This is a genomic window from Bradyrhizobium brasilense (genome assembly GCF_029714345.1).
In the GTDB taxonomy this organism is placed as follows: Bacteria; Pseudomonadota; Alphaproteobacteria; order Rhizobiales; family Xanthobacteraceae; genus Bradyrhizobium; species Bradyrhizobium australafricanum.
In genome coordinates, this window is record NZ_CP121669.1 from 306,009 (window position 1) to 322,269 (window position 16,261).

The 16,261-nt window shown below is 63.7% G+C and carries 12 protein-coding genes and 1 tRNA gene; 8 read left to right on the plus strand and 5 right to left on the minus strand.

The window, feature by feature from the left end:
• Positions 1–265: 265 nt before the first annotated feature.
• On the minus strand, positions 266–2,218 hold the full coding sequence (gene acs, locus QA635_RS01445; protein ID WP_283072149.1) for an acetate--CoA ligase: 1,953 nt from the start codon (positions 2,216–2,218) through the stop codon (positions 266–268).
• A gap of 774 nt (positions 2,219–2,992) precedes the next feature.
• Between acs and QA635_RS01450 the strand changes: the two genes are divergently transcribed.
• Positions 2,993–4,171: a DNA topoisomerase IB gene (locus QA635_RS01450; RefSeq protein ID WP_283066363.1), complete on the plus strand. Its 1,179-nt coding sequence runs from the start codon at positions 2,993–2,995 to the stop codon at positions 4,169–4,171.
• Between the two features lie 153 nt (positions 4,172–4,324).
• On the opposite strand, the gene QA635_RS01455 is transcribed toward QA635_RS01450, so the two are convergent.
• The 4 genes from QA635_RS01455 to tsaD form a co-directional block, all read right to left on the minus strand.
• Positions 4,325–4,738: an EVE domain-containing protein gene (locus QA635_RS01455; RefSeq protein WP_057021328.1), complete on the minus strand. Its 414-nt coding sequence runs from the start codon at positions 4,736–4,738 to the stop codon at positions 4,325–4,327.
• Between the two features lie 90 nt (positions 4,739–4,828).
• Positions 4,829–5,941 (minus strand): alpha/beta hydrolase, encoded by a 1,113-nt coding sequence (locus tag QA635_RS01460; RefSeq protein ID WP_283066365.1) that lies wholly within the window; start codon positions 5,939–5,941, stop codon positions 4,829–4,831.
• A gap of 117 nt (positions 5,942–6,058) precedes the next feature.
• The gene (locus tag QA635_RS01465; RefSeq protein WP_283066367.1) at positions 6,059–7,036 is read right to left on the minus strand and encodes an NAD(P)H-dependent glycerol-3-phosphate dehydrogenase; all 978 of its coding nucleotides are present in this window, start codon (positions 7,034–7,036) and stop codon (positions 6,059–6,061) included.
• Positions 7,037–7,224: 188 nt separating this feature from the next.
• Positions 7,225–8,298 carry a tRNA (adenosine(37)-N6)-threonylcarbamoyltransferase complex transferase subunit TsaD gene (tsaD, locus tag QA635_RS01470; RefSeq protein WP_283072151.1) on the minus strand — a complete coding sequence of 358 codons (1,074 nt, stop codon included), beginning with the start codon at positions 8,296–8,298 and terminating at the stop codon, positions 7,225–7,227.
• A 174-nt stretch (positions 8,299–8,472) separates the two neighbouring features.
• Here tsaD and QA635_RS01475 point away from each other — a divergent pair, with 174 nt between their 5' ends.
• From QA635_RS01475 to QA635_RS01505, 7 genes are all read left to right on the plus strand, one after another.
• Positions 8,473–9,213: a uroporphyrinogen-III synthase gene (locus tag QA635_RS01475; RefSeq protein WP_283072153.1), complete on the plus strand. Its 741-nt coding sequence runs from the start codon at positions 8,473–8,475 to the stop codon at positions 9,211–9,213.
• Between the two features lie 213 nt (positions 9,214–9,426).
• Positions 9,427–10,698: a COG4223 family protein gene (locus QA635_RS01480; protein WP_283066368.1), complete on the plus strand. Its 1,272-nt coding sequence runs from the start codon at positions 9,427–9,429 to the stop codon at positions 10,696–10,698.
• A gap of 20 nt (positions 10,699–10,718) precedes the next feature.
• Positions 10,719–12,500 (plus strand): heme biosynthesis protein HemY, encoded by a 1,782-nt coding sequence (locus QA635_RS01485; protein ID WP_283066370.1) that lies wholly within the window; start codon positions 10,719–10,721, stop codon positions 12,498–12,500.
• 108 nt (positions 12,501–12,608) lie between these two features.
• Positions 12,609–12,684 (plus strand) — tRNA-Thr (locus tag QA635_RS01490).
• Between the two features lie 281 nt (positions 12,685–12,965).
• On the plus strand, positions 12,966–14,348 hold the full coding sequence (locus QA635_RS01495) for a DNA methyltransferase (protein ID WP_283066372.1): 1,383 nt from the start codon (positions 12,966–12,968) through the stop codon (positions 14,346–14,348).
• Positions 14,349–15,488, plus strand: a complete 1,140-nt coding sequence (locus QA635_RS01500) for a DUF262 domain-containing protein (RefSeq protein WP_283066374.1) — start codon at positions 14,349–14,351, stop codon at positions 15,486–15,488. It begins immediately after the preceding gene.
• A complete protein-coding gene (locus QA635_RS01505; RefSeq protein WP_283066375.1) occupies positions 15,475–16,221 on the plus strand; it encodes an MAE_28990/MAE_18760 family HEPN-like nuclease in 747 nt (248 codons plus the stop codon). Before QA635_RS01500 ends, QA635_RS01505 begins: the two co-directional genes overlap by 14 nt.
• Positions 16,222–16,261: the final 40 nt, after the last annotated feature.

The following is a 16,261-nucleotide window of genomic DNA, read 5'->3' on the forward strand; positions in this document are numbered from 1 at the left end:
CCGGTCTCACGCACGCAACATTAACTGCGTGTGTTAACCGGGTGGTTTCACACCGGCCGCGAGACACGTCCTGATGGCGGGAGAGAATGAAAAGTTCGGATTAAAGTAAATGACCTGGAAACAACACTTGGCCACAAATGCGCCTCAATCGCGCCATGCCTCTGACAATCCCGTGAAGCGGCCGTTGGAGCAGGAAACGGGAAGGGCCGCGGCGGTGATCGCGCGCGGCCCTTCTTTGGTCTTCTGATCCTTGCTGCTGCCGGCCTTACGCCGGCGCGCCCTTCTTGTTCTGACGGTTCTGCACGAGGTCGTCGACCACGGCCGGATCGGCCAGGGTCGAGGTGTCGCCGAGGCTCGACGACTCGTCCTCGGCGATCTTGCGCAGGATGCGGCGCATGATCTTGCCGGAGCGGGTCTTGGGCAGGCCGGGCGCGAACTGGATAAGGTCCGGCGAGGCGATCGGCCCGATGTCCTTGCGGACCCAGGCAACCAGCTCCTTGCGCAGCGCCTCGGTCGGCTCGGTGCCCTTCATCAGTGTGACATAGGCGTAGATTCCCTGGCCCTTGATGTCGTGCGGGTAGCCGACGACGGCGGCTTCCGACACCGCCTCATGCGCGACCAGCGAGCTCTCGACCTCGGCGGTGCCCATGCGGTGGCCGGAGACGTTGATGACGTCGTCGACGCGGCCGGTGATCCAGTAGTAGCCGTCGGCATCGCGCCGGCAGCCGTCGCCGGTGAAATACTTGTTCTTGTAGGTCGAGAAATAGGTCTGCTCGAAGCGCGCATGGTCGCCATAGACCGTGCGCATCTGGCCTGGCCATGACTTGGTCAGGCAGAGATTGCCCGAGGTCTCGCCGTCGAGCGTCTTGCCGTCGGCATCGACGATCTCCGGCACCACGCCGAAGAACGGCCGTGTCGCCGAACCCGGCTTCAGCTTGGTCGCGCCGGGCAGCGGCGTGATCAGGATGCCGCCGGTCTCGGTCTGCCACCAGGTGTCGACGATCGGGCAGCGGTCGTCGCCGACCACGCGGTAATACCACTCCCAGGCTTCCGGATTGATCGGCTCGCCGACCGAGCCGAGCAGGCGCAGCGATTTGCGCGAGGTCTTCTTCACCGGCTCGTCGCCACCCTGCATCAGCGCGCGGATCGCGGTCGGTGCGGTGTAGAAGATGTTGACCTTGTGCTTGTCGACCACGTTCCAGAAGCGCGAATTGTCCGGATAGTTCGGCACGCCCTCGAACATCAGCGTGGTCGCGCCGTTAGCGAGCGGCCCGTAGAGAATGTAGCTGTGGCCGGTGACCCAGCCGACGTCGGCGGTGCACCAGTAGATGTCGCCGTCGTGATAATCGAACACGTATTGATGCGTCATCGACGCAAACACGAGGTAGCCGGCCGAGGTGTGCAGCACGCCCTTCGGCGTTCCGGTCGAGCCCGAGGTGTAGAGGATGAACAGCGGGTCCTCGGCGTGCATATGCTCGGCCGGGCATTCCGTCGTCACCATGGCAGCGGCCTCGTGATACCAGAGGTCGCGGGTCGGGTTCATGTCGATCTTGCCGCCGGTGCGCTTCACCACCACGACCCAATCGACGCCGCCGGTCTTGGCGATCGCGGCATCGACGTTGGCCTTCAGCGGCACTTTCCTGCCGCCGCGCAGGCCCTCGTCGGCGGTAATCACCACCTTCGAGTCGCAGTCCTTGATGCGCTGCGCGAGGCTGTCCGGCGAGAAACCGCCGAACACCACCGAATGGATGGCGCCGATCCGCGCGCAGGCCAGCATGGCGTAGGCCGCTTCCGGAATCATCGGCAGATAGATCGTGACGCGATCGCCCTTCTTGACGTTCCGCGTGCGCAGGATATTGGCCATCTTGCAGACTTCGTCGTGCAACTGGCGGTAGGTGATGTGCTTGGATTCGGAGGGATCGTCGCCCTCCCAGATGATCGCGGTCTGGTCGCCGCGCTTGTCGAGATGGCGGTCGATGCAGTTCCAGGCGACGTTCAGCACGCCATCCTCGAACCATTTGATCGAGATGTTGCCCGGTGCGAAGGAGACGTTCTCGACCTTGGTGAAGGGCTTGATCCAGTCGATCCGCTTGCCGTGCTCGGCCCAGAAGCCGTTCGGGTCCTTGACCGAGTGCGCGTACATCTCGCGATATTTGGCGTCATCGATATAGGCGCGCTTGGCCCAGTCGGCCGACACGTCATAGATCTTCTCGGACATCATTTTCCTCCACTCATTGCCGATCGCGCACGACGCGACGGCAAGCCGTCTTGATCATTGCCGCGATTATGCGTTGCCGCATTCCGGCCCGGCAAGGAAAAAGGACTGTCACTTTCGTCGCGTTGAAGCCGCCGGATAGTCCGCCGGCTTCCGCTTGTGATAGGACGGCTTACCGCAACGCATCGACGAGAGAAACCTATGCGCCATCGCTTGCTCGGGGTCACTGGTCTCTTGGTCGTAGTGGTATCGTTCTCTGCGCCGTTCGCCGCCACCGCAGCAGTGTCGCGTGCGATGACGATGCGCTGACGCCGATTTTGATCGACGGCTTCAGGCACAATTGAACGAATTGTCGGACGCCGCGGCGATGAGCTGCGTCAACACGTTCGTGACCGCATAATCCTTGATTGCGGCCAGCGGTTGGACCGGCCCGTGGCTGCCGAGCTCGAGCCGCGCCCCGGCGAGAGCGGCGCGCGAAAGGGCAAGGTCGCTGACCTGATCTGGGGGGACCGCGGTGGACTCCGGCGGTGTCCAAACGCCGGTTTCCGGTACCGCGCTCGCGTCATTTTGTCCGATCCCGGGCAGCCCAAAATCAACGTTAGCGGGCGAATGGCACCCATGAAAGGTACTTTGACACCGTCAATAACTGATTCGCGACTCGCAATGTCGGTCCCGACGCCCTAAATCGCGTTTCCGAGGCCGGACGGCCCACCGGAACGAAGCCCGAAGCAACGGCATTACCGGGAGAACAGCGGAACAAGGCGTCTTGCGAGAGTAATGATGGATCAGCAGAATATCGCGGCTGTGCGGCCCGCTTCCGCCGATCCCGCTGTCGCCTTGGCAAAGGCACTGGGCCAGTGGCCGTCCAAGCCGCCGCGGGCCAGGCTGCAGCCGCCGGCAAAGCTCAAGCTCGACGCACCCGCTGCCATCAGAACGACGGTTGAAGAACTGGCACGCGATCTGGGCCTGCGGCTCGGCGACCAGAACGAGCTGACCATCCGCCGCATCAAGCGCGGCAAGACCTATTCATTCGTCCGTGCCAATGGCTCGCGGGTCCGCGATGCGCGGACGATCCGCCGGCTGCACGCGATGGCCGTTCCGCCGGCCTACCGCCAGGTGCGCTATTCCAGCGATCCGAGCTCGCATCTGCAGGCGGTCGGCCGCGATGCGGCGGGCCGGCTGCAATATCGCTATCACGCCGACTGGGAGAAGGTTCGCGAGCAGCGCAAGGCGCATCGCCTCGCCAAGCTGGTGGCCGCGCTGCCGAAGATCCGGCGCAAGGTCTCGGCGTTTCTGTCCGGGGACGAGCCGACGCGCGAGTTCGCGCTGTCGGCGGTGATCGAGCTGATCGCGCGTACCGCGATCCGGCCCGGCAACGAATCCTATGCGCGCCTCAACGGCACCCGCGGCGCCACCACGCTCTTGAAGTCCAACGTCACGCTTGAGGACGATTCCCTGGTGCTGACCTTCAAGGCCAAGGGCGGCAAGGCCGTGCGCAAGGAATGCGATGCGGCCAAGCTGGTGCGTGCGATCGGCATCCTGCGTGGCGTCCCGGGCAAGCGCATGTTTCAGTATTACGACCGCTCCGGCGTGGTACGGGCCGCCTCGACCACGGCGGTGAACGCGTTCCTGCGCGAGATCGCCGGCATCAAGATCTCGCTGAAGGATTTCCGCACCCTGATGGCGTCGGCCGTCGTCGTGGAATCGCTGTCCCGGATCACGCCGGCCACCAGCCAGCGCGGCCGTAAGCGCCAGGTGCTGGATGCGATCCGTGCCGCCGCCGACCAGCTGTCCAACACGCCGGCGATCTGCCGCAAGAGCTATGTCCACGACACCATCGTCACCGCATTCGAGGACGGCATCCTCGAACGTTTCGCCGCGACGATGGGAGGCTACCGCACCCAGTCCAAGCGCGAGCAATTGCTGGCGCAGGTGGTGATGGCGGCGGGGGCGTAGGTCCGGCAAGCCCGTCGTCCCGGCGAAAGCCGGGACCCATTACCCCAAATGTTGGTTGCGGAAACGAGCTGGAGCCCCAGCGCGCTCCAACAACGCGCGCCTGTGGTTATGGGTCCCTGCTTTCGCAGGGACGACGGTAGAGTTCGTGGAACGCTACAGCCCGCCCATCTTGCAGACGTATTTCCACTCCTCCGCGGTCACCGGCTGCACTGAAAGCCGCGAATACTTTACCAGCGCCATGTCGGCGAGCTTCTTGTCCGCCTTGATCGCGGCCATCGTCACCGGCGTTTTCAGCGGCTTGTCGGCCTTGATGTCGACGCAGACGAACTTGCCGGTCTTGTCGGTCGGGTCGGGATAGGCTTCCTTGATGATCTCGGCGATGCCGACGATCTCCTTGCCCTCGTTGGAATGATAGAAGAACGCCTTGTCGCCCTTCTTCATGTTGACGAGATTCTGCCGTGCCGTGAAGTTGCGCACGCCGGTCCAGGCTTCGCCCTTCGCGCCCTTGGCGACCTGATGGTCCCAGGACCAGACCGACGGTTCGGATTTCACCAGCCAGTAATTCATCGCAACTCACCCCGTTCGATTGCGCTGCAATCTACAGCGACGTGGATGCCCGCGACAAGCGCGGGCATCCGATCCTGGCGCAGCGCGCACTTACTGTTTCAAATATCGATCGAAGAACCTGGCGATGTCGGCGAACGCCTCCTTCGTCTCGGGCGCGTCGGCGTTGAACTGGTACTGGGCGTGCGACTGCCCCTCATAGACATTGAGATCGGCGATCACGCCGGCGCGGCGCAATTTGCGATGCGTGCGAACCGTGTTGCTGAGGAACAGATCGCGCGTGCCCGATGTCAGGATGGTCGGCGGGAAGCCCTTGAAGTCACCATAGATCGGCGAAATGTAGGGATTCTTCAGGCTGGTGCCGTTTGCATAAAGCTTCGCCGCGCGGCCGAGCCAGCCGTCCCAGGTCACCAGCACATTGTCGACCCATTCATTGCTCGCGTAGCTGTCGCCGATCTTGTCGATATCGGACCACGGCGTGCCCGGCGCGATGGCGGCGGGCAGCGGCAGCTTCTCGTCCTTCGCCCGCAACACCATCGCGAGGGTCATCGCCCCGCCCGTCGAGGTGCCGAAGACGGCCAGCCGGCGGTGTTCGTGCGATTTCAGAACCTCCTTCCAGACCGCCATCGCGTCGTCCATCGCGGCCGGATAGGGGAAGTCCGGCGGCATCCGGTAGTCGACGGAGATCACCTTGAAGCCGCCAAAGCCCGCCATCATGATGGCTTCCGGCAACGCGGCTTCGCCGGGGCCGAACACGTAACCACCGCCATGGACGTGGATCAGCAGACGTCGCCTGTTCTCGAGCGCGATCTTGTTCGGGGTCACGATGTAGCAGTGCACGCCGGCAAGCTTGGTTTCCTCGACCTTGACGCCGAGCTTCGCCTTCAGCGCCGGAACACCCGCGATCAGAAGCTTGGCGCGGCGATCGATCAACTCCTTCCATTCCGCCGGGGTTTTGGGGTCGGCATTGAAATGCGGCGGATAGGGCGCGCCGATCATCGCCTGCATCTCGGCAGACACGTCGGCGGTTGGGTTGCCGATCGATTTGAGTGGCGCGACCCGCTTGCCGTTGTCGGCATTGGCGGCGGCCTCGCTCTTGGCAAGGTCGTCGTAGGTGGCGGCCGTTTGGGCGTGGGCGATAGTGGATGAGGCGGTGAGGGCGACGGCGAGGCTGATCGAAAGGATGGCGCGATGCGGTTGACGCATGGTTTTTCCCTTGGGATCCGTTTTTCGATTTGTTGGACCGGGATCCGACGGTTCGCCGCCACGCTAGTATGCCGCGCACGGATCGTGAAGCTCCGCCACGCGCGACCGTGACGTGCGTTACTCCGCCTTGAACGGCCGCGTCAGCAGGCCTTCGATCGCGGCGTCAATGGTCAGCCGGTCGCCCAGGATCGCGGCGACCGCGTTTGACACCGGCATGTCGACCTTCTGCGCGGCGGCGAGCTCGCACAGCACCGGCGCAGTGAACGCGCCTTCGGCGAGCTTGCCGACCGGTGCGGCTTCGCCGCGTCCGAGCGCGAGGCCGAGTGCGAAATTGCGCGATTGCGCGGTCGAGCAGCTGAGCAGGAGATCGCCCAATCCCGACAGGCCTGAGAGCGTTTCGGTGCGCGCGCCGCAGGCGCGGCCCAAGCGCGCGAGCTCGCTGAAGCCGCGCGTGGTCAGCGCGGCGAGCGCGGAGGCGCCGAGACTCTTGCCGACCACGATGCCGGCGGCGATCGCCAGCACGTTCTTGGCCGCGCCGCCGATCTCGACGCCGCGCACGTCGGTGGTGTGATAGGGCCGGAAGGTCGCCGAGCCGAGCGCCTGGACCAGCGCGCGTGCCAGCGTTTCGTCCCTGGTGGCCAGCGTGACGGCGGTCGGCAATCCGCGCGCGACGTCGTCGGCAAAGCTCGGCCCCGACAGGATCGCGGGTACGGCGCGCGGCGCGGCTTCCGCGATCACCTCGGTCATGAATTTATGCGTGCCGTGCTCGATGCCCTTGGCGCAGGCGATGACAGGCGTGTCGGGTTTGAGATGCGGCGCAAGATGCCCGACCGCCGCGCGCAGATGCTGCGCCGGTGTCACGGCCAGGATGATGTCGGCCTGTGCCGCGGCGGCGATGTCCGACGTCACGGCGATGCCGGGATGAAGCCGGACACCAGCCAGCCGCGGATTGACCCGCATCGCCTGGATCTGCGCGGCATGCTCGGCATTGCGCGCATACAGTGTCACCTTGCGCCCGGCGCGCGCCGCGACATCGGCCAATGCCGTGCCCCAGGCGCCGGCTCCGATCACGCTCACGGACATATGCGCCGGCATCAGGCGGGCCTGTCTTCGCTCCCTCTCCCCGCTCTTGCGGGGAGAGGGTTGAGGTGAGGGGCTTTATCCGCGAGCGAGCCGAGTGTTGAGACCTGTACCCCCTCACCCGGATTGCTGCGCAATCCGACCTCTCCCCGCAAGCGGGGCGAGGTGCGACGGTGCCTGATGCGCGCCCCGTCGTACATTGTTCAATATCCGGCGCGGCTGTTGGCGTAGCCGGCCGGCGCCTTGGCGTTGGCGTCGAGCAGCCAGCGCGCGCGCGGCGGCGCCTCCATCGTGTCGGTGAGGCCAAGTGCCATCCGTTCGGCACCGGCCCAGGCGATCATCGCGCCATTGTCGGTGCAGAGCGCCGGCGGCGGGATGATCAGCGTGGTCTGCGCCTTCGCCGCAACCTCCTGCAGCGCGCTGCGGATCGCATGGTTGGCGGCGACGCCCCCGGCCGCGACCAGCGCGCGCGGCGTGCCGAACCGCTCCTGAAACAGCTTTAGGCCGACGCTCAGGCGGTCCGCGGTCGATTCCAGCACCGCGGCCTGGAAACTCGCGCAGAGATCGCTGACGTCCTGCGGCTCGAGCGGCTTCAGCCGGCTGGCTTCATTGCGCACCGCCGTCTTCAGTCCCGACAGCGAGAAATTCGCGTCCGCGCGGCCGAGCATCGGACGCGGAAAGGCAAACCGCGTCGGGTCGCCGCCGGCGGCCGCGCGCTCGACCTCGGGTCCGCCGGGATAGGGCAGCGACAGCATCTTCGCCACCTTGTCGAACGCCTCGCCCATCGCGTCGTCGACCGTGGTGCCAAGCCGCACATATTCACCGACGCCGACCACGGCGACGATCTGGGTGTGTCCGCCCGAGGCCAGGAACAGGCAATAGGGAAACGCCAGCGCGCAGGTCAGCCGCGGCGTCAGCGCGTGTGCCTCGAGATGGTTCACCGCGATCAGGGGCGTATCGTGCACCATCGCGATCGCCTTTGCGGTGGTGAGACCGACGATCACGCCACCGATCAGGCCGGGGCCCGCGGCTGCCGCGACCGCCGACAATTGTCGGTAGCCGATGCCGGCCTCCTTCATCGCAGTGGCGACGATGCCGTCGAGCAGATCGACATGGGCGCGCGCCGCGATCTCCGGCACCACGCCGCCGAAGCGGGCGTGCTCGTCGGTTTGCGAGCGCACCACGTTGGAGAGGATTTTCGCCTGCCCGTCAGCCTGGCGCTCGACCACGGCGGCCGCGGTTTCATCGCAGGTGGTCTCGATCCCCAGCACCAGCATCGGCGGTTCGTGTCCCAATTTCGGTCCTTGTGCTACGAGCATGATCCGGACAGGCCGGAACCGGTGTCCCGCAAGATGATGCTCATCAAAACGTCCGCTCCGGGGTAGCATTGCGAGGTCTTAAAGTGCAATCGGTCGCCGACGTCCAATTTATACGGCTGGAGGCCTGAAACCCTGACAATCCTTGTCACACGACCGCATCCGGATAATGACGCGACGCTCGCGACGCTGCGCCAACGCGGCTTTGACGCCCTGTCGGCGCCGGTGCTGCGCTTCGAGCCGGTGCTGTTCCGCGGCGACGACGATGCGGATTATGATGCCGTCATCCTGACCAGCGCCAATGCGCTGCGCGCCGTCGACCTCGCGACCAGCCGCTTGCTGCGGCTGCCGCTGTTCGCGGTCGGGGCGCACACCGCCGATGCGGCGCGCGCCGCAGGCTTCGACAAGGTGATCGTGGCGAAGGGCGATGCAGTCTCGCTGCGCGATCTCGTGCTCGCACGGGTCGAGGCCGGCGAGCTGCCGGCGTCTGCGACGCTGCTCTATCTCGCCGGCGCCGACCTGTCGCGCGATCTCGCCGGCGAGCTCGGCGAGCGCGGGCTCAGCGTCGTCACCCACACCACCTACCGGATGGCGCCGGTGGCCGGCTTCCCGAGGGAGGTCAGCGACGCCTTCATGGCGAACCGGATCACCGCGGTGCTGCATTATTCCCGCCGCAGCGCGCAGGCCTTTCTGGACACTATACGCGCCGACGGGATCGAGATTTCGGCGCTCGCCTTGCCGCAATGCTGCATCTCGGCGGCCGTCGCCGCGGTGCTCCATGACGCCGGCGCGACCAAGGTGGTGGTGGCGGCGCGGCCGGACGAAAATGCCCTGCTGGAGGCGCTCAGCCGCACCCTGCGGCCGAGACCGGAATAATTCTTTCGTCTGACCATGATGTTAGGCAATGCTCGGCTATTCGGATCGTGCTCTAAGAACCTGGGCCGATTCTGGCGGAGCGTTTTCAAGCGAAGTGGGGACCGGTTCGCGTTAAGAAAACGCGACCAAACAAAAGGACAAGAGCATGATCCAATTCAATCGGATCGCATCATGCTCTACAGTATGCGGCCAGTAGTTTTGAGGACCCCCGCGATGGCTGAAGAAAGGCCAGACGACCCAGGATCTTCGCCGGATTCCCGGCCCAAGCGCGCGCCGCCGACCATCGATCTTCAGGCGACCGAAATCTCCAGCGAACCGTCGACGGCGGAGGGGGCCGAGGAAGCCGCCAAGGAAGTCGCCAAGGAGGCCGACCCGGATGCCGGCAAGGCGTCCGCGGACGCGGCGACGCCCGGGGCCGAGCCCCAAGGCGATGCCGCACCGCAAGCGGAGCCGCAGCCCGAGACCGCCTCCGCGGCGCCGGACGCCGAACCGGCGCGGCCGGTATCGCCCTGGGTGGTGGCTCCGATATCCGGCGCCGTCGCGGCGGCGCTGGTGATCGGGGTCGGCTGGCTGCTCGGCTGGCCCGTCGTGCAGCCGGTCTCGGCGCCGCAACCCAGTGCCGCCATCGACCAGCTCGGCACGCGCCTGAGTGCGCTGGAATCGAAAGCCGACAGGCCGGTCGCGGCGGCCGCCGATCCCGCGGCGACGGCGCGGCTGGAGGCGCTCGACAAATCGATCGCCGCACTGCGCACCGAACTCGCCGCGGCGCGGGCGCAATCCGACAAGCTTGCGGCGGCCGCCAATGACGCGAAGGCCGCGCCGCGCGATGGTGCGGCTGCGCCTGATGTCTCCGCGATCACGGCGCGTATCGACAAGGTCGAAGGCGCGGTGAAGGCGCAGGGTGCGGCGATCGCGAGGCAGGACGGCAAGATCGCCGACACCAAGGCCGAAGCGAAGGCCGACGATGTGCCGCTGCGCCGCGTCGTCGCGGCATCGCTGCTCGACGTCGCGGTGCGTCACGGCGATCCCTATGCCTCCGCGCTCGAAGCCGCGAAAGCGCTGTCGGATGATGCCGAGGTGCTGAAGCCGCTCGCGACGTTTGCGACCTCGGGCGTGCCGAGCCCGAACGCGCTGTGCCGCGAGCTGATCGAGATCGTGCCGAAACTTGCGCCGCCTCCGCCTGAGGCTGCGGCGGCCAGCGCCGGGCTGGTCGATCGTCTGAAGGCCGGTGCCTCCACGCTGATCCAGATCGAGCGGACCGACGGCACGGGGACCGATCGCGGCAGCATCGTCGCGCGCGTGACATCGGCCGCCCTGCATAATGACCTCGCATTGACCGAGCGTGAACTGAAGTCGCTGCCGCCGGCGGATCGCACGGCGGCGCAAGCCTGGCTCGCCAAGGTGGACGCGCGTCGCGCCGCGCTCGACGCGTCGCGTAAATTTGCCGACAACGCCATGGCGGCGCTCGCCACGGTCAACCAGTAAGTCTTTGCAATAGGTCTTTGATGATCCGGATCATTCTGTTCCTGCTGCTGATCGCGCTCGCTGCAGCGGGTGCGGCCTGGTTGGCCGATCAGCCGGGCGATCTCGTGCTGAATTGGGGCGGCTTGCGCTTCACGTCCAAGCAGCCGATGTATCTGCTCGGCCTCGTCGTCGTCGTCGCGATGGTCGCCGGCGTGATCCTGCGCGGGCTCTGGAAGATTCCCGGCCACATCCGCCGCGGCCGGCGCGAGCGACGCCACGCCCGCGGCCGCCACGCCATCACGCAAGGCCTGCTTGCGATCGGGCATGGCGACTCCTCGGCGGCGCGCGCGCATGCCGAAGTGGCGCGGCGCCACGCTGCAAACGATCCGCTGGCATTGCTGCTGCACGCGCAATCGGCGCAGCTCGACGGCGATCGTGACGGCGCGCAGCGCGCCTTCCGCGCCATGGCCGAGCGCGCGGACACGCGGCTGCTTGGATTGCGCGGTCTGTTCATCGAGGCGCAGCGCGCCGACGATCCGGTGGCGGCCGTGATGATCGCCGAGGAAGCGCTGAAGATGTCGCCGTCGTCGTCATGGGCCTCGCATGCGGTGCTCGGCTTCTGCTGCGCCAAGGGCGATTGGGCCGGCGCGCTGTCGATCATCGACAACAACCAGAGCGCCGGATTGATCGACAAGGCGACCTATCGGCGGCAGCGCGGCGTGCTGCTGACGGCGCGGGCGCTGGAGTTCGAGACCGTCGATCGCGACCTGTCGCGCTCGAGCGCGGTGGAGGCGGTCAAGCTGGCGCCGACGCTGATCCCGGCCGCGGTGCTCGCAGCGAAGTTCGAGAGCGAGGCGCATCAGGTGCGCCGCGCGATGCGCATCGTCGAGACCGCGTGGCTGGCGCAGCCGCATCCCGATCTCGCCGACGCCTATTCGCATGTGCGGCTCGGCGATTCCGCGCGCCAGCGCCTGGTGCGGGTCGAGACGCTGGCGGCGAAAACGCCTGGACATATCGAGGGCGCGCTGGCGATCGCGCGCGCCGCGATCGACGCCGCCGAGTTCGCCAAGGCGCGCGCGGCGCTCGAGCCGTTCATCGCGGCGCCGACGCAACGCGTCGCGCTGTTGATGGCCGAGATCGAGCGCACCGAGCATGGCGACAGCGGCCGGGCGCGGGCCTGGACCCTGCGCGCGGTGCGCGCGCTGCACGATCCGGTCTGGACCGCCGACGGTTATGTGTCGGACCGCTGGCGTCCGGTCTCGCCGGTCACCGGCCGGCTCGACGCCTTCCAGTGGCAGACCCCGGTGGCGGCGCTGCCGTCCGACAAGGGCCATGCGATCGAGCCGTCGCCCTTCGAGGAGGCGATGCTGGCGCCGCGGCGGGTCGAGCCGCCAAAGGAAGTCGCCAGCGAGCCTGAAGTGGTCAGGCCGGTTGAGCCGGTCGAGGTGAAGCCGGTCGAGATCAAGCCAGTCGAGGTCAAGCCCTCGGAGCCGGCCGCGCCGACGGCGCAGGATAACGCCCCGCTGCCGGCGGCCATCGAGGCCGAGCCCGCCCAGGCCCCGGCCGAACCCGCCGCTCCGGAACCAGCTCCCGCGCCGGCCGCCGAATCGGCGACCCCGGCGCCGGCCCCCCTGTTCCGGTCGAGGGCCGACCTGCCCAAGGCCGCGCCTGCGCCGATTCCGGCCGTGATCCCGATCATCCGGGCCCCCGACGACCCCGGGGTCGACGAGGACGGCCCGGTGGACGAATTTGCGGAACAAATCGGCCCGCCTAAGGCCCAGGCGGGCGGCTGGCGCGGATTTCTGTCACGTTTGGGAAGCTAATTCGCGGTTAGGTAACGGCTGTATGGTTCGATACCCGCGTTGTCCTTGCCAATCGGGGTCATGCCCGATATCAGGTGGCCGCATGATCCGGCCGTTGCCGAACGGTTCGCCGCAATAGCTCAGTTGGTAGAGCACGTCATTCGTAATGACGGGGTCGGGGGTTCGAGTCCCTCTTGCGGCACCAGTCTTTTCACGTGTCACGTCAGTAGTTTAAAACCGCCACGGGTTATGCCGGGATCCTTGTCGGCGGCCGGCGGGCGAAGCCTCAACGCGGTGCAGCGAGCGTACGGCATCGTGGTTTGAGCTGAAGCCATAGAGCCCGCGCTACGGTCGGCGATCAGGTAGGCGGGCGGCGCCGCGAGCTCATAGGCACGAAGGCTCTCGACTGGAACAGCTCCTCTCATTCACAGCACGCGTCGCGCGGTAGTGCAAGATTGCTGCACTCTGAATGAAACGGCTTCTGACGTGCGCCAGTCGCGCTGGCGGGCTAACGAAAAGGACGAATCGCGTGTAATTGAGTGTAGTCTTGAAGGATCAACGAAAAAAATGCCGCTCAGCGGGCGTCCGATTTCCTCCCCGAAGCGTGATGGTCATGCGCAGACCAGTTGGGAAAGATTTTTCCCATACTACGCTGGTTTCCCAGAGTCGTTTGCTAACGAAATCTTGGAAAACTTGAACCTGAAGCCCGGTGCCACCGTACTCGATCCTTGGAATGGCAGTGGCACCACATCGTACGCGGCCGTTCATCGTGGGCACAAAGCTATTGGGTTAGACATAAACCCTGTGATGGTCATAATTTCGCGAGCGCGCATGCTGCCGTTTAGCGAGATTGACGCACTTGAACCGCTCGCGAAGGCGATTTTGCAGGGAGCGGACCGTAGGGCTGCAATCAAGCAGGACGATCCGCTTTTGTCGTGGTTCGATGTGAAGACAGCGACAGTCCTCCGGACAATTGAACGCAGCATAAACGACAATTTGGTCGGGCCGAGAACGCTATCAAGCAACGACGTTGACCTTGGTCAGATGTCCAGCATTGCGGCGAGCTTCTATGTCTGCCTTTTTTCCGTGATGCGCGATCTCACCAAGCCATTTCGTTCCACGAATCCTACTTGGCTAAAAATCGCTGACGTGAAAGATAAGCGCATTAACGCTGATCGCGCTCTAATCGAAGGCCTGTTTACGACTCAGATAGAAGCCATGGCGACGGTACTCTCTACAGACGTAGTGCACGCAGCGGCGGATCAATCATTTGATATACGAATTGCGGACAGTACGTCTCCTCAGCTGTCGCGTGGCAGTGTTCACGCCGTTCTCACGTCGCCGCCATACTGTACACGGATCGACTATACTGCGGCCACCCGAGTCGAATTAGCCGTCATTGCTCCATTCGTCGCCATCGACACCGGATCACTCGGGCGGAAAATGATTGGTTCAACGCGAGTGCCTGTCGGAACTGTTGAAAGGGATGACAGTTGGGGGCCCGCATGTCAGAAATTCCTGCGCCGCGTTGAACAGCATCCCTCCAAGGCGTCGAACGGCTATTACATCAAAACTCATGTCGACTACTTCGACAAGTTAGCCCGCTCTGTCGCGGCAATCGCCAACTCGCTGAAGTCAAAGGGATCGGCGATCTTTGTGGTACAGGACTCCTTTTACAAGGATATCCACAATGACGTCCCATTATATCTTACCCAAATTGCGGAGCGAAGGCAGCTTGCCTTGAGGCAACGTGCCGATTTTGAAGTTCGACGGTCAATGTCGGGAATCAATCCAAAGACAAGAAACTATCGCAAGAGTTCGACTGCAGTTGAATCTGTCCTATGCTTTGAGAAGATGTCGGAGCGATAAATGGCTGACGGCACTGAACTTGTAGACGAGATAAGCGGCACGCTAAAGCGGGTCAGCACGACCGCGCTGGACATTTCCTTCAACGAACTATTGGATATGGCAGCAGCCGAACCGCCCGAGCTGGACATCACTCCCGACTATCAACGTTTGTTCCGATGGTCGGAAGGGCAGCGCTCACGCTTTATAGAATCCTTGATTCTGGAAATGCCGGTGCCGCCTATCTTCGTGATAGAAGTGGAAGACGGTCGCTATCAATTGATCGATGGATTGCAACGCATTTCGTCATATCTCCACTTTCGAGGGCAGTTGAAGGCGGAGCACCTAGACCCACCGGTGGCAAAGGGTGATTTTTTGACCCTAACGGATTGCGATATCGTCAAATCGCTCAACGGAAAAAAGTTTAGCGATTTGCCCGCGTCGTTGCAGATTCGCCTAAAGCGCGCATTCATCCGTGTTGAGGTAGTCCGCAAAGGGACCGACTCTCATTTCAAGTATCACATGTTCAAGCGGCTCAATACGGGCGGCGAGGGCTTGTCTGAGCAGCAGCTGCGAAACTGCGCAATTCGAATGCTAAGCAGTCAGTTTCCCGACTTTATCGTCAACATGAGTAAGGTTGAGGTATTTCAAACTTGCACGGAGGCGTTGACGCAAGCTCGGGTGCTGTCCGCCGTAGATCAGGAATTAGTGCTTCGCTTCTTCGCGCTAAAAAATAGACGGGCGTCATTCAAGCACGATGTGTCTGAGTTCTTGACCGAGTACATGGAGGACGTTGCTGACCCAGAGAACGATCTATCATTTGATTACGTGGCCGAAGAGGCTAACTTCAGAAAGACCTTCCTGGTGCTGCAGAGAACACTCGCTGAAAAATCGTTTGCCTTCCGAAACAAAGCAGGCAACGACCTTGCCGCAGGATTCAGTATCTATCACTACGAAGCCGTGACTATGGCGTTACAGGCAGTAATCGAAAAGCTGGACCCTGACAATCAGGCGCAGATGCAGACGCTTCGTGATGCGCTGATCGCTATCAAGCTTGATAACACTTTCGTTCAAAAAACGACCGGTGGCGGAAAGAACTCGCCTGGGCTGCTCAACGAGAGGATCACGCTCGTCGAAGCGAGACTTACGAATGCAATCCCCTGAATCGGTCTACAGCGATCTTGAAGCTGACCGGCGGAGCCGAGAGAGCGAGATTCGATTGATTGAACGTCTGCTTGCGATGAGCAGGTTAGACGATGAAAAGAACATGATAAAGCGGTCCCTCATTCTAGTAGCGTACGCCCACTTGGAGGGATTCTGCAAATTCTCGTTGTTTTCGTATGCCGCGGCGCTGAACTCTTCGGGGATGCGCTGCAGCGATGCTTCGATTCCGATCGCTGCGGCGAGCCTTTCGAAAGTTTTCGCTGCGTTGCGCGATCCACAAAGCAAGCATCCCGCTTTTCGACGAAGCATGCCCGACGACGCACAATTGCACTTGGCGGCACGTGAGCAAATCTTCCTAGATGCCTTTCATAGCGTGTCTTCCGGCAAACTCGATATCCCAGACCGAGTCATTGATACTAAGTCAAATCTCTCGCCGGATGTGCTTCGTAAGATGCTGTTTCAACTCGGCTTGAGCTATGCTTCGGTGGAGCAGCACGAATCTAAGCTTGCGAAGCTCCTTGGAATTCGAAACGCAATTGCGCATGGTGACCGCCTAAAGGTTCCGACCGATGTCGAACTAAGCGAATACATGACCATCGTTTTCGCGGTCATGGCCTTTCTGCAAACCGAAATTTTTACTGCGCTAAAGAAACAAGTTTATCTTCGTCATCCGCCGGTCGATCCCGCACCCGAGATGCCTGCGGGAGATGCATCCGCAGGTGCTCTGCAATAGATGGCGCGATCTCTCGTGCGGTGCCACTACTCAAGGATAC